Origin of the sequence: Amycolatopsis albispora (genome assembly GCF_003312875.1) — a bacterium.
GTDB lineage: Bacteria > Actinomycetota > Actinomycetes > Mycobacteriales > Pseudonocardiaceae > Amycolatopsis > Amycolatopsis albispora.
In genome coordinates this window covers 6,224,995-6,237,671 of record NZ_CP015163.1, presented here as the reverse complement: position 1 = coordinate 6,237,671, position 12,677 = coordinate 6,224,995, and the positions used below count along the sequence as shown (strand labels likewise).

9 protein-coding genes and 1 tRNA gene are annotated in these 12,677 nt (G+C 70.4%); 1 reads left to right on the top strand and 9 read right to left on the bottom strand.

The features are described 5' to 3' along the window. Window positions 1-50: 50 nt before the first annotated feature. The 7 genes from pknB to A4R43_RS29420 all read right to left on the bottom strand — a co-directional run bounded on the left by pknB (window position 51) and on the right by A4R43_RS29420 (window position 9,589). A complete protein-coding gene (pknB, locus tag A4R43_RS29450; RefSeq protein WP_113695267.1) occupies window positions 51-2,024 on the bottom strand; it encodes a Stk1 family PASTA domain-containing Ser/Thr kinase in 1,974 nt (657 codons plus the stop codon). Further along, window positions 2,021-3,367, bottom strand: coding sequence for a serine/threonine-protein kinase (locus A4R43_RS29445; RefSeq protein ID WP_113695266.1), 1,347 nt, complete (start codon window positions 3,365-3,367; stop codon window positions 2,021-2,023). Before A4R43_RS29445 ends, pknB begins: the two co-directional genes overlap by 4 nt. A 4-nt stretch (window positions 3,368-3,371) precedes the next feature. Continuing rightward, entirely contained in the window at window positions 3,372-4,841 is a 1,470-nt protein-coding gene (locus A4R43_RS29440) for a peptidoglycan D,D-transpeptidase FtsI family protein (protein ID WP_113695265.1), read from the bottom strand. Then, the gene (locus A4R43_RS29435; RefSeq protein WP_113695264.1) at window positions 4,838-6,286 is read right to left on the bottom strand and encodes an FtsW/RodA/SpoVE family cell cycle protein; all 1,449 of its coding nucleotides are present in this window, start codon (window positions 6,284-6,286) and stop codon (window positions 4,838-4,840) included. Before A4R43_RS29435 ends, A4R43_RS29440 begins: the two co-directional genes overlap by 4 nt. Next, the gene (locus tag A4R43_RS29430; protein ID WP_113695263.1) at window positions 6,286-7,725 is read right to left on the bottom strand and encodes a PP2C family protein-serine/threonine phosphatase; all 1,440 of its coding nucleotides are present in this window, start codon (window positions 7,723-7,725) and stop codon (window positions 6,286-6,288) included. The genes A4R43_RS29435 and A4R43_RS29430 overlap by 1 nt, the downstream gene beginning before the upstream one ends. After that, window positions 7,722-8,186 (bottom strand): FHA domain-containing protein FhaB/FipA, encoded by a 465-nt coding sequence (locus A4R43_RS29425; protein ID WP_113695262.1) that lies wholly within the window; start codon window positions 8,184-8,186, stop codon window positions 7,722-7,724. Before A4R43_RS29425 ends, A4R43_RS29430 begins: the two co-directional genes overlap by 4 nt. A gap of 113 nt (window positions 8,187-8,299) precedes the next feature. Then, entirely contained in the window at window positions 8,300-9,589 is a 1,290-nt protein-coding gene (locus A4R43_RS29420; RefSeq protein ID WP_113695261.1) for a DUF3662 and FHA domain-containing protein, read from the bottom strand. A 133-nt stretch (window positions 9,590-9,722) separates the two neighbouring features. Here A4R43_RS29420 and A4R43_RS29415 point away from each other — a divergent pair. Further along, window positions 9,723-9,805: transfer RNA gene (locus tag A4R43_RS29415), tRNA-Leu, on the top strand. 123 nt (window positions 9,806-9,928) lie between these two features. Here the strand turns inward: A4R43_RS29415 and A4R43_RS29410 are convergent. Continuing rightward, window positions 9,929-12,058, bottom strand: a complete 2,130-nt coding sequence (locus tag A4R43_RS29410; RefSeq protein ID WP_113695260.1) for a serine/threonine-protein kinase — start codon at window positions 12,056-12,058, stop codon at window positions 9,929-9,931. A 163-nt stretch (window positions 12,059-12,221) separates the two neighbouring features. Next, entirely contained in the window at window positions 12,222-12,596 is a 375-nt protein-coding gene (locus A4R43_RS29405; RefSeq protein WP_113695259.1) for an FKBP-type peptidyl-prolyl cis-trans isomerase, read from the bottom strand. Between the last annotated feature and the right edge of the window lie 81 nt (window positions 12,597-12,677).

Here is a 12,677-nt window from a genome sequence, read left to right as displayed (position 1 = left end):
AGAGGGGCACCGGCCGCGATCGGCTGGTGCCCCTCTTCGTACGTCTGGCGTCAGCTGCCGCCCGGGATGCCCGGGATGGACGGCGGGCCGCCGCCCGGCTGGTTCTGCTTGCCGATGTACAGCGTGACCGTCTGGTCCTTGGTGATCGTGCTGCCGCTGGACGGGTCGCTGTTGGTGACCCGGCCCTCCAGGTCCTCGTCGTTCACCTCGTCCTCGAGGGTGACCAGCTGACCACTCCAGCCCGCGTCCTTGAGCTCCTTCTTCGCCTGCTCCAGGGTCGCCCCCTGCAGGTCCGGCATGGAGATCTGCTCCTTGGCCCCGGTGGACACCTCGAGCGTGATCGTGGTGCCCTCGTCGACCGTGCCGCCGACCGGGTTCTGCGCGACGACCTCGTCCTTCGGCTTGTCCGAGGTGACGTCCTTGCGGGTCACCTTCAGGTTCAGGTCCTCCAGCGCCTTCTTCGCCTCGCTGAACTTCTTGCCCACCTGGCTCTGCGCCAGCACCTGGTTCGGCCGCTTGCCCACGGTCAGCTTGATCGCGGTGCCCTGCTCGGCCTCCACGCCCGAGCGCGGGTTCTGCTCGATGACCTTGCCGTACTCGTTCGGGTCCTTCGTCTCGACCTCTTCGATGTTCGGGTCGATCTCGAAGCCCTGCTCCTTGGCGAGGTCGGCCGCCGGGCCCTGCTCCTTGCCGACCAGGTCGGGCACCTTGACCTTCTTCGGCGCGGTGCCGATCTGCACCTTGACCACCGAGCCCTTGGCCACCTCGACCCCCACCTCGGGATTGGTCGAGACGACCTTGTTGATCTGGTCGCTGTTGCACGGCGGCGTCGTACCGGCCTGCGCGGCCTTGCAGATGACCTCTTCGCGCTCCGGCTGCAGGCCCGCCGAGCGCAGGGCCTCCATCGCGGCCGCTTCCGTCTGGCCCTTCACCGTCGGGATCGCGACGAGTTCCTTCTTCTCGTCGAAGACACCGGCGAAGTACATCACCGCGGCCACGATCAGCACGCCGAGCACGGCGAGCGCGGCCAGGATCTTGTTCCGCTTGCTGCGTCTGGCCCTGTCCTCGGCGAGCGGGTCGTACCCGTCGGCGCCGTAACCGTCGTCGTAGGCGGCCGGTGGGCGACGGCTGTTCATCACCTGCGTGCGCTCGTCCTCCGACATCACCATCGGCGCGAGCGGGTGCTGCCCCGACAGCGTGCGGACCATGTCCGAGCGCATCTCGGCGGCCGACTGGTACCGGTTCGCCGGGCCCTTGGCCAGCGCCTTCAGCACCACCGCGTCCAGCTCCGGCGACACCGCCGGGTTCACCGACGACGGCGGGCTCGGGTCCTCCCGCACGTGCTGGTAGGCGACCGCGACCGGCGAGTCACCGGTGAACGGCGGCTCCCCGGTGATCAGCTCGTACAGCACGCACCCGGCGGCGTAGACGTCACTGCGGGCGTCCACCGACTCACCCCGCGCCTGCTCCGGCGACAGGTACTGGGCGGTGCCGATCACCGCGGCGGTCTGCGTCATCGCGGACTGGCCGTCGTGGATGGCGCGGGCGATGCCGAAGTCCATCACCTTGACCGCGCCGTTGGTGGTGATCATCACGTTGGCCGGCTTCACGTCGCGGTGCACGATGCCGTGCCGGTGCGAGAAGTCCAGCGCCGCGCAGACGTCCGCCATCACCTCCATGGCGCGCTTCTGCGACATCGGACCCTCGGTCTTGACGATGTCACGCAGCGTGCGCCCGGAGACGAACTCCATCACGATGTAGGGCAGCGGACCGTACTCGGTCTGCGTCTCCCCGGTGTCGTACACGGCCACGATGGCCGGGTGGTTCAGCGCGGCCGCGTTCTGCGCCTCCCGCCGGAACCGCTCCTGGAACTGCGGGTCCCTGGCCAGGTCGGCACGCAGGATCTTGATCGCGACCTCACGGCCGAGCCGTACGTCATGCCCATGGTGAACCTCGGACATGCCGCCGTAGCCGAGCGTGTCGCCGAGCTCGTAACGATTGGAGAGCAGTCGGGGTGTGCTCATCGGTGCGTGCCGTTCCGTTCCATCCATGTTGGGTCCATCATCCCTGGCAAGCCGTCGTCTCCGGGTGAACGCACCGAACCCTCCGTTGCGTTGTCCCCGTCTTCGTTCTGACCCGGCCCCGGCTGGGGCGTGTGGTGCGGCGGGCCCTCGCTGGGCTCCGCCGGGCGTGGCGCGGTCGGCTGGTAACCCGGATCACCCACCGGCTCGCTGGTCTCGACGTTCCCCGACGGTGTGTCACGCGAACCGCTGAGCAGCTTCGGGACGACCAGTGCGGCCGCCACCACCACCGCGACGACCACCAGGGCGAGCAGGATCCACAGGCCGGTGTGCCCGCGCCGCCGCGGCGGAACCATCGGCCCGACCCCGGTGGCGGGGCCCGGCTGGTGCGCCGGCGGCGCTACCGGCTGGATCGCCGGGTGCGAGACGGGGCCGACCGGCGCGTGCGAGTTTACCGGCAGCTGCTGGCCCGCGGCCTGTGCGTAGGCCGAGGCGAGGCCGAGCGGCGTGGGCAGGCCGCGGCCGGCCCGGACCGCGGCCACCGCGTTCGCGAACTCGCCGCCGTTGTTGTAGCGCTGCCGCGGGTCCTTGACCAGCGTCGCTTCGATCAGCGCGCGCAATCCCGGCGGGACGTCCGGCGGCAGCGGGGGCGGGATGTCGCGGATGTGCATCATGGCGACCGTCACCGCGTTCTCGGACAGGAACGGCCGGTAGCCGGTGAGGCACTCGTACCCGCAGACCGCCAGCGAGTACACGTCGCTGGCGGGTTCGGCGTCGTGGCCGAGCGCCTGCTCCGGCGCGATGTAGTGGGCGGTGCCCATCACCATGCCGTTGCGGGTGACCGGCGCCGCGTCGGCGGCCTTGGCGATGCCGAAGTCGGTCAGCTTCACCTGGCCCGCCGGGGTGACCAGGATGTTGCCCGGTTTCACGTCGCGGTGGACCAGCCCGCGCTCGTGCGCCGCCTGCAGCGCGCGCCCGGCCTGCTCCAGCAGGTCCAGGGTGAACTCGGGGGAGAGCCTGCCCTGCTTGGCCAGGATCGCGGCCAGCGGGTCGCCCTCGACCAGCTCCATCACCAGGTAGGCGATGCTCAGCTCGTCGGCCACGGTTTCGCCGTAGTCGTGCACCGCGGCGATCCCGGCGTGGTTGAGCGAGGCCGTGGTCCTGGCCTCGGTGCGGAACCGGTGCAGGAACTCCGCGTCCCCGGACAGCTCCGCCTTGAGCACCTTCACCGCCACGGTGCGGTCGAGCCGGGTGTCGCTGGCCTGCCAGACCTCACCCATGCCGCCGACCGCGATCCGGCTGGTGAGCCGGTAGCGCTCGGCGAGCAGCTGACCCGTGGACAGCATCGGCTCATCCACCCCCGAGTGCGGCGGCGATGGCGGACCGGCCGATCTCGGCGGCCACCGTGCCACCGGTCGCGGCCAGGCCGCGGTCACCACCGGACTCGACGATCACCGCGAGCGCGATCTTCGGGTCGTCGGCGGGGGCGAAGGCGGTGTACCAGGCGTGCGGCGGGGTGGCCTTCGGGTCGCTGCCGTGCTCGGCGGTACCCGTCTTCGAAGCGATCTTCAGCGCGTCGTTCTTGCCGCCGCCCTTGGTGTTGGCCTCCGAGGCCAGCATCATGTCCTTGAGCACACCGGCGTTGCTGGCCGACATCGCCGGGTCGTCGGTCAGCTCCTCGGGGCTGAACTTCTCCATCTCCGAGAGGTCCTGCGCCAGCAGCGACTTGATCAGCTGCGGCTTCATCACCGTGCCGCCGTTGGCCACGCCCGCGGACAGCAACGCCACCTGCAGCGGGGTCAGCCGGACGTCGCGCTGGCCGATCCCGCTCTGGTACAGCTGCGGCTTGCCGGCGAGGTCACCGAGGCCGGACGGGGCAACCCGCATCGGCACGGTCAGGTCGGTCTGGCCGATGCCGAACTTCTCCGCGGTCTCGGTCAGCTTGTCCTTGCCGAGGCCACCGGCGATCTCGGCGAAGGCGGTGTTGCAGGAGTAGGCCAGCGCGTCCTTGAGCGTGTTTCCCTGGCAGGTGGCGCCGCCGAAGTTCTCCAGGTCGGCGTTGGTGCCGGGCAGCTTCACGTTGGCCGCGGTGGTGACCTCGCTGTCCGGCTTCATGCCGTCCTCGAGCGCGGCCGCGGTGGTGACGATCTTGAAGGTCGAGCCGGGCGGGTAGGTCTCCGAGATCGCCCGGTTCAGCATCGGCTTCTTCTCGTCGGCGTCGAACTCGGTCCAGGCCTTCTCCTGCTCCTTGCCGTCGTGCGAGGCGAGCGCGCTCGGGTCGTAGGAGGGGGTGGAGACCATGGCCAGGATCTCGCCGGTCTTCGGGTCCAGCGCCACCAGCGCGCCGGTGTAGCCCTTCTTGGTCATGCCTTCGTAGGCGGCCTTCTGCACGGCCGGGTTGATGGTCAGCGCCACGTTCCCGCCGCGCGGGTCGCGGCCGGTGACCATGTCCGACAGCCGTCGCACGAACAACCGCGGGTCGGAGCCGTTGAGCACCTCGTCCTGCGCGCGTTCCATGCCGCCTGCGCCGTACCGGATCGAGTAGAAGCCGGTGACCGGCGCGTACATCGCGCCACCGGGATAGGTGCGCAGGAACTTGTACTTGTCGTCGGTCGGCTCGATCCCGGCCAGCACCTGGCCGTTGGACGCGGCGATGATTTTGCCGCGCTGGCGGGAGTACTCGTCGAGCAGCACGCGCGCGTTGTGCGGGTCCGTGCGGTAGTCCTCGGCCTTGATGAACTGCACGTAGGTGGCGTTCACCAGCAGCAGCAGCAACATCACGAGCATGGTCACGCCGACGCGGCGCAGTGGTGTGTTCATTTCGGACGCTCCACCATCACCGTATGGGCTTCGGCCAGCGGCGCCTGCTGCTGCGGGCGCGGCTTCGCGCTGGTCTGCGGGCGCCGTGCGGCATCGGAGATCCGCAGCAGCAGGGCGACCAGGATGTAGTTCGCCAGCAGCGACGAACCACCGTAGGACAGGAACGGCGTGGTGATACCGGTCATCGGGATCAGCTTGGTGACGCCGCCGACGATCACGAAGAGCTGCATCACGATGGCGAAGGACAGGCCGCCGCCGAGCAGCTTCCCGAAGGTGTCGCGCACGGCGAGCGCGCTGCGCATGCCGCGCATCGCGAGGATCAGGTAGACCATCAGGATCGCGCAGAGCCCGATGAAGCCGAGCTCCTCGCCGATCGCCGCGGTGATGAAGTCGGTGCTCGACTCGGGCACCATCTCCGGCCGCCCGGCGCCGAGGCCGGTGCCGCCGATCCCGCCGGTGCCGAGGCCGAACAGCGCCTGCACGATCTGGAAGCCGTCGCCGGTCGGGTCGGCGAACGGGTCCAGCCAGTTCGCCACCCGGGTCTTGACGTGGGTGAACAGCTGGAAGGCGATCAGCGCGCCGACGGCGAACAGGCTCAGCCCGACGACCACCCAGATGATCCGCTCGGTGGCCACGTACAGCATCATCAGCACCACGCCGAAGAACAGCAGCGAGGTGCCCAGGTCCTTCTCGAAGACCAGGATGCCGAGGCAGGCCACCGCGGCGATCAGGATCGGGCCGAGGTCGCGGGCACGCGGCAGCTCGATGCCCAGCACCCGCTTGCCCGCCGCCATGAACAGGTCGCGCTTCGACACCAGGAAGGACGCGAAGAAGATCATCAGCAGGATCTTCGCGAACTCACCGGGCTGGATGGAGAAGATGCCGAGCTTCAGCCACACCTTCGCGCCGTTGACCTCGGACAGCGAGCTGGGCAGCAGCGCGGGCAGGGCGAGCGCGATGATGCCGACCAGGCCGAAGGTGTAGGCGTAGCGGGTCAGCGTGCGGTGGTCCTTGATGATGATCAGCACGGCCAGGAACAACGCCAGCGCGATGACCGTCCACATCACCTGCTTGGGCGCGTTCGCCGAGAACTCGCGCCCGGCCTGCAGCGCCTTCTCCGCCCTGGCCAGGTCGATCCGGTAGATCATCACCAGGCCCAGGCCGTTGAGCAGGGCCACGCACGGCAGGATCAGCGGGTCGGCGTAGGGCGCCCACTTGCGCACGGCGAGGTGCGCCACGGTGAGGATCGCCATGTACGCCAGGCCGTACCAGAGAATGGCGAAGCTGAGCTCCTGCTCCTGGTTCGCCTCCACCAGCATGAACGCCGCGGTGACGATGAACGAGGCGAAGCCCAGCATCGCCAGTTCCGTTCCGCGGCGGGTCGGCAGGTCACGCGGGGGATTGGTGACGTACTGACCGGCGGGATCGGAGTTGGGCTGGCCCATCAGCGGACGCCGCCCGTGGCGAGCCGGCAGTCCACCCCCGGGCGATCCGGGCTGGGGGTGTCCACCGGCGCGGAGGACTGTTCCGGCGGGGGAACCGAGGACGGCGGCGGCTGCACCGGCGTCTGCTGCTGCGCGCCGAAGCCGCCGATCAGGCCGCCACCGGAGCCCGGGACCTCACCCGGGATGCCGCCGCCCTGGCTCGGGGGCTCGGGGCAGATCGGCAGCCGCTTGTCCCACAGCGAGTCGATGTAGTCGCGCGCGGCGGCCAGGCTGTCCATCCGGACCCCGTTGCGCACGTCCTCGCGCGGGGCCTCCTGCAGGTCCGACAGCAGCAGCCGGTCGCACAGGTTGGCGCCGGGCGCACACGAGTCCTCCACCTGCTCCTGCAGGTCCAGACCCAGCACGCTGCCGGACACCCCCTGGTAGATGACCACCTCGTCGTTCGGGCCCGCGCCGACGTAGTACTGGCTCAGCACCCAGTACCTGGTCGCGATGGTGCCCGCGGCCAGCACGATCAGCACCAGGATCAGCACCCCGAAGATGCGGAACAGCTTCCGCCGCCTGGCCTTGGGGTCCGGGGGCGGCGGGGAGTCCTGGCGCCGCGGCTGGGGCGGGGGCGCGGTCAGCGCCCTGGCCCGCGCGGCCGGGGAGTCGCCCTGGTGGTTGTAGTCGTCACTGCCGTCACCGGCGGCCCCGCCGACGATCGGCGCGTTCTCGCCGTAGTCGACGTCCACCACGTCGGCGATGATCACCGTGACGTTGTCCGTGCCGCCGCCCTTGAGCGCCAGCTCGATCATCCGGTCCGCGCAGTCCTGCGGGTCCGGGATGCGCATGGCCTCGGCCATGGTCTCGTCGCTGACCATGCCGGACAGCCCGTCGGAGCAGACCAGGTAGCGGTCGCCGGCGCGGGCTTCCCGCACGGTCAGGCTCGGCTCCACCTCGTGGCCGGTCAGCGCCTTGAGCAGCAGCGAGCGCTGCGGGTGGGTGGCCGCCTCCTCCTCGGTGATGCGGCCCTGCTCGAGCAGCTCGTTGACGAAGCTGTCGTCGCGCGTGATCTGGGTGAACTGCCCGTCACGCAGCAGGTAGGCGCGGGAGTCGCCGACGTGCACCAGGCCGAGCCGCGAACCGGAGAACAGCACCGCGGTGAGCGTGGTGCCCATGCCGTCCAGGTCGGGGTCGTTGGCGACCAGTTCGGCGATGGCGCCGTTGCCGGCGGCGACCGCGTCCCGCAGCTGCGAGAGCAGGTCGTCACCGGGTTCGTCGTCGTCCAGCGGCGCGAGGGACGCGATGACGACCTTGCTGGCGACTTCACCGGCGGCGTGCCCGCCCATGCCGTCGGCCAGGGCGAGCAGGCGGGGGCCGGCGTAGACGGAGTCCTGGTTGTTGGATCGAACCAGGCCACGGTCGCTGCGGGCCGCGTAGCGGAGGACGAGGGTCATGGGCGAAGCTCGATCACCGTCTTGCCGATCCGGATGGGGACCCCGAGAGGTACTCGGAGGGGTGCTGTGACCTTAGCCCGGTCGAGGTAGGTCCCGTTCGTCGAGCCCAGATCTTCCACGTACCAGTCTTCCCCACGCAGTGAAAGGCGAGCGTGCCGGGTCGAGGCGTAGTCGTCGTCGAGCACCAGCGTCGAGTCGTCGGCGCGCCCGATCAGGATCGGGCGCCCGTCCAGCGCGATCCGCGTGCCGGCCAGCGCACCGTGCGTGACGACCATCTGCCGGGGCACCTTCCCGCCACGCGGTGGCTTCTTCTCCTTGTTCCGCCGCAGGCTCGGCAACGCCACCCGCAGGCCCGACGCCGCGTAGAGATCGGAGCGGACCACCCGCAGCGCGGCCAGCACGAACAGCCAGAGCAGGACGAGAAATCCCACCCTGGTCAGTTGGACGACCAGCTCTGGCACCTTGTGTGTCAGCTCCTCGAAGACTCACGAGCGGCTTTCCTACAGCGACGACCGGTACGTCGCAGCGCTCCCGCGGACTCTCATTCTGCGGGAGCGGTCGGACGGGGCCGACGTCAGCCCTGTGTGCGGAACACCAGAGACGAGTGGCCGACCCTGATCACGTCGCCGTCGGCCAGCTGCCAGGTCTGCACCGGGGTGCCGTTCACCGTGGTCCCGTTGGTGGACCCGATGTCGGCGAGCGTGGCGCTCTGGCCGTCCCAGGTGATCTCCAGGTGCCGCCGGGAAACCCCGGTGTCCGGCAGCCGGAAGTCGGCGTCCTGGCCGCGGCCCACCACGTTGCCGCCCTGCTTGAGCGAGTAGCTGCGGTTCGAGCCGTCGTCGAGCTGCAGGCTCGCGGCGAGCTGGCGGTTGCCGCTCTGCGTGGCGGGCGGCTGGTACCCGGCCTGCGCGTACGGGTCCGGCGCCGCGGGCTGGCCGTACGGCTGCTGACCGCCGTACCCGCCCTGGTCGTAGCCCGGCTGGGCACCGCCCTGGTCGTACCCGGGCTGGCCGCCGTAGCCGCCTTGGTCGTAACCCGGCTGGCCACCGCCGTAGCCGCCCTGGTCGTAGCCGGGCTGGCCACCGCCGTACCCGCCCTGGTCATAGCCGGGCTGCTGGCCGCCGTAGCCACCCTGGTCGTAACCCGGCTGACCACCGCCATATCCACCCTGGTCGTACCCGGGCTGCTGGCCGCCGTAGCCACCCTGGTCGTAACCCGGCTGACCACCGCCGTACCCGCCCTGGTCGTAACCCGGCTGGCCGCCGTAGCCGCCTTGGTCGTAGCCGGGCTGCTGGCCGCCGTAGCCGCCCTGGTCGTACCCGGGCTGGCCCTGCTGTCCGTAGCCGTACTGGCCCTGCTGGCCGTACGGGTCACCCTGGTCGTATTGGCCGTAGCCGGGGGGCTGGCTCATTGCTGGGTCTCCTGCGTTGCTGGGTCGTGCTGACCGTCCAGGGCTTCCGTTGCCAGGGGCGGTGATCTCACTGGCCTTGACATCGGGATCGACGGACGAGCGTGTCTTGAACTGTCCAGTATGCAGCGCCTCGTTGCGCTCGAGCGAAACTACGACGTCACCATAGGTGTCCCACCCCTGCTCGGCGAGATGCTCCGCCACCGCTTCGGCGAGCACGCGGGTGACGCGTTGTTCGTCACCGGCCATCCGGTCGTGATCGGTCGGGCCCAGCGACACGATGTAGTGGTTGGGCGCGAGCTCACGGCCGCCGGCCAGCTCACGAACGTTGTCCTCACTCTCACGCTCCAGTGCCTGCGCCACTTCCTGAGTGACGACATTGCCACCGAACATGCGCGCGAAGGTGTTCCCCACCAGGCCCTCCAGGCGCCTATCAAAACGCTTAGCGCGGCCCACCGGGCACACCCTCCTCTCACGCGCCTGTGCTTCCGCACCGATCCTATCCGGGTGCGGGCCGTTCTACACGGCCCCCGGTGAAACGGCCGGAACCAGCCTGATAGGCTGCTCTCGCTGTCGCAGTGAAGCACTCGGGCGAGTGGCGGAATGGCAGACGCGCACGGTTCAGGTCCGTGTGTCCGAAAGGACGTGAGGGTTCAACTCCCTCCTCGCCCACGTTGTTCAGGCCCCCGCGAGCTTCGCCGCGGGGGCCTTTCCCGTTGGCCCTATTTTGCTTGGGGGCCCGAGCCCCCCAAACCCCCCGCGGTGCGGTGAGGGCCTGTGGGATGGGTCATACGGCTAGTCGACGATTTTCCAGGTGTTTTGGCGCCATTCGAGGACGAAGCCGTCCTGGTCGTTGATGCCGGTCATGGGGACAAGGGCGGCGGGCGGCGCGATGATGCGGTTGGGGCCGTCGGCGCGTAGCTTGCCCGGGTCGGTCTTCGCGCTCTTCGCCTTCGCCAGGTCCTGCGGGCTCAGGTGGTCGAAGAGGACCTGGAACAGCTCCGGGCACGAGCCCGATTCGTCCTCCCAGGCCGGGGCGCTGATGTCACAGACGACGGTGGTGTTCTTCGCGCCGACGGCGTGGAAGTACCGGTCGAGCACGATCGCCGCGCCCTGCACCGTATGCGGTACCGGCTCGGCGCCGGACGGCTTCTGCGAGCTTTTCGGCGGTGCCTGAGTGGCGGGCGTGGCCGGAACCGTGCCCGGCGGCAGCTTCGCCGCGAACGCCGGGTTCAGCAGGTCGGCGAGTTCGGCATAGGGCACCACCACCTCGCGGACGCCGCAGGCCTGCCCCAGGTTCAGCATCAGGTCCAGCCCGTCGGCGGCGGCGATCGGCTGGACCACCGGCGGCGCGCTGTTCACCGCGCGGAAGCTGTTCCGGTCGAACGGCCGGACACCGGGGCAGTCGGCGATGCGCCCGGCGATCCGCTCCTGCAGGCGGCCCGCGCCGTCGTCGCCGACGTCGGCGAAGAAGTCGGAGATCTCGACGATCGCGCCGGTTTCCAGGTCCACCGTGACCGCCATCGGCGCCACCGTGACCTCCCCGCCCGGCGAGCTGAAGTCGTGCCGCAGCGAGACCAGCCGCGGCCCCTGCATGCGGAACTGCGCGGTGCCGGTGGCATTGGCCGGGGTGTTCGGGCCGAGCGAGGACATCAGGTAACCGCCGAAGCGTTCGTCCGGCTGGCGCAGTGCCTCGTTCACCTTGCGCTCCACGTCCGGGTCTGGCAGCCCGGTCACCTGGCCGTGCTGCACCGGCACCGAGATCGGCGTGTCCGGCACGGCACGCGTGGCGTTCTGGATGGTGAACCGCGGGCCGGGCTGCGCGGCGGGCGCGGCGATCGGCGCCGGCTCTGGCGGTGGCGGGTCGTCCTGGTTCGCGATGATCACCGCGGCACCCGCCCCGGCCAGCACGGCGAGCGTGGCCACCCCGGCGACCACCTTCGCCGCGGTGCTGCCGAGCACCGCCTTGCCCGCGCCCGCGCCGACCGAGGCCGCGGTGCCGCTGCCCGCCATCGCGCCGGTGGCCGGGGCCAGCTGGGCGGCGGCCGCGAGCATCGCCACCGGCGACAACGCCATCACCGCGGCCGCGCGGCGGGCCAGCCGGGCGGTGCCGCGGTCCTCCCAGTCCTCGCCGTACCCGGCGCGGGCCGCACGCTCCACTTCGGACACGAACTCGGCGGCGTTGGCCGGGCGTTCCTCCGGCTTCTTCGCCATGCCGTGCCGGATCAGCTCGCGGATCGGTTCCGGTGCCTGCCCGAACGGGATCGGCGCGTACTCGTGCAGGTCGCGCAGCACGGTCGAATCGTCGGCGGCGTACGGCCGTTCCCCGGTGACGCTCTGGAAGAACACGCACGTCGCCGCGTAGACGTCGGTGGACGGCGTGGCCACCGAGTAGGACCACTGCTCGGGCGCCATGTACGCGGGCGTGCCCGCCGGGACGCCGGTGGCCCCGGCCAGTACGGCGAGGCCGAAGTCGACCAGCTTGCTCTGCCGGTCCGCGCCGACCAGCACGTTGTCCGGCTTGTAGTCGCGGTGCACGGTGCCCGCCGCGTGTGCCGCGGCCAGCCCGAGCAGCGAGCCCTTCAGCACGGCGAGCGCGGCTTCCGGTTCGAGCGGACCTTCGGCGAGCACCGCCTTCAGCGACACCCCCGGCACGGCCTCCATCACGATGGCCGCGCCTTCCGGCCGTTCCACGAATTCGTGCAGCTTGGCCACGTGCGGGCTGATCACCCGGGCCGCCTGCCGGGCCTCTTCGCGGAAGCGGCCGAGGTGCTCCGGATCGCCGAGGTAGCGCGCGTAGAGGTATTTGATCGCGACCTCGGTGCCGGACTGGTCGTGCCGGGCGAGCACGACCCGCCCGAACGAGCCGGCGCCGAGCGGCGCCAGTTCGGTGAAGCCCGGCAGCACCCAGTCCGGTGAACTCATCGGTTACCCCCATGATCAGGCAAATGTGACAGTGCGAACTTTCCTGTCACATGCGACGCACAGAAGGTACTGCCGGATCCCGATCGCGACAAGCGGCTTCACACGACGGCGGCACGGTGGGAAGCCCACCGTGCCGCCGTCCGGGATGCTGTTGCCCGACCGCCTAGCTGACGCCGACCAGGTCGACCACGAAGATCAGCGTCTCGCCCGGCTTGATCTTGCCGCCCGCGCCGCGATCGCCGTAGGCCAGGTGCGGCGGGATGGTCAGCCGGCGGCGCCCGCCCACCTTCATGCCGGCGACACCCTGGTCCCAGCCGGGGATGACGTACCCGGCGCCGAGCGGGAAGTCCAGCGTCTGCCCGCGGTTCCACGAAGCGTCGAACTCTTCACCGGTGGAGTACGCGACCCCCACGTAGTGCACGGAAACCGTGTTCCCGGCCTGGGCCTGCGGACCGTCGCCCTCGCTCAGGTCGTGCACGGTCAGCTCGGCGGGCGGCGGCCCCTCCGGGGCCTCGACCTCGGGCTTCTCCAGTGCCATACCGCGTTCCTCCCTGTTCGTTCACACAAGTGGACCCACCGTAGGCGATGTCCCCGGTACGCGCCGGAGGTGGCAATACTC

Coding starts and splice junctions, on each gene's coding strand:
- A4R43_RS29410 (WP_113695260.1), bottom strand. CDS start 12,058: ATGAGTTCACCGGACTGGGTGCTGCCGGGCTTCACCGAACTGGCGCCG.
- A4R43_RS29405 (WP_113695259.1), bottom strand. CDS start 12,596: ATGGCACTGGAGAAGCCCGAGGTCGAGGCCCCGGAGGGGCCGCCGCCC.
- pknB (WP_113695267.1), bottom strand. CDS start 2,024: ATGAGCACACCCCGACTGCTCTCCAATCGTTACGAGCTCGGCGACACG.
- A4R43_RS29440 (WP_113695265.1), bottom strand. CDS start 4,841: ATGAACACACCACTGCGCCGCGTCGGCGTGACCATGCTCGTGATGTTG.
- A4R43_RS29445 (WP_113695266.1), bottom strand. CDS start 3,367: ATGCTGTCCACGGGTCAGCTGCTCGCCGAGCGCTACCGGCTCACCAGC.
- A4R43_RS29435 (WP_113695264.1), bottom strand. CDS start 6,286: ATGGGCCAGCCCAACTCCGATCCCGCCGGTCAGTACGTCACCAATCCC.
- A4R43_RS29430 (WP_113695263.1), bottom strand. CDS start 7,725: ATGACCCTCGTCCTCCGCTACGCGGCCCGCAGCGACCGTGGCCTGGTT.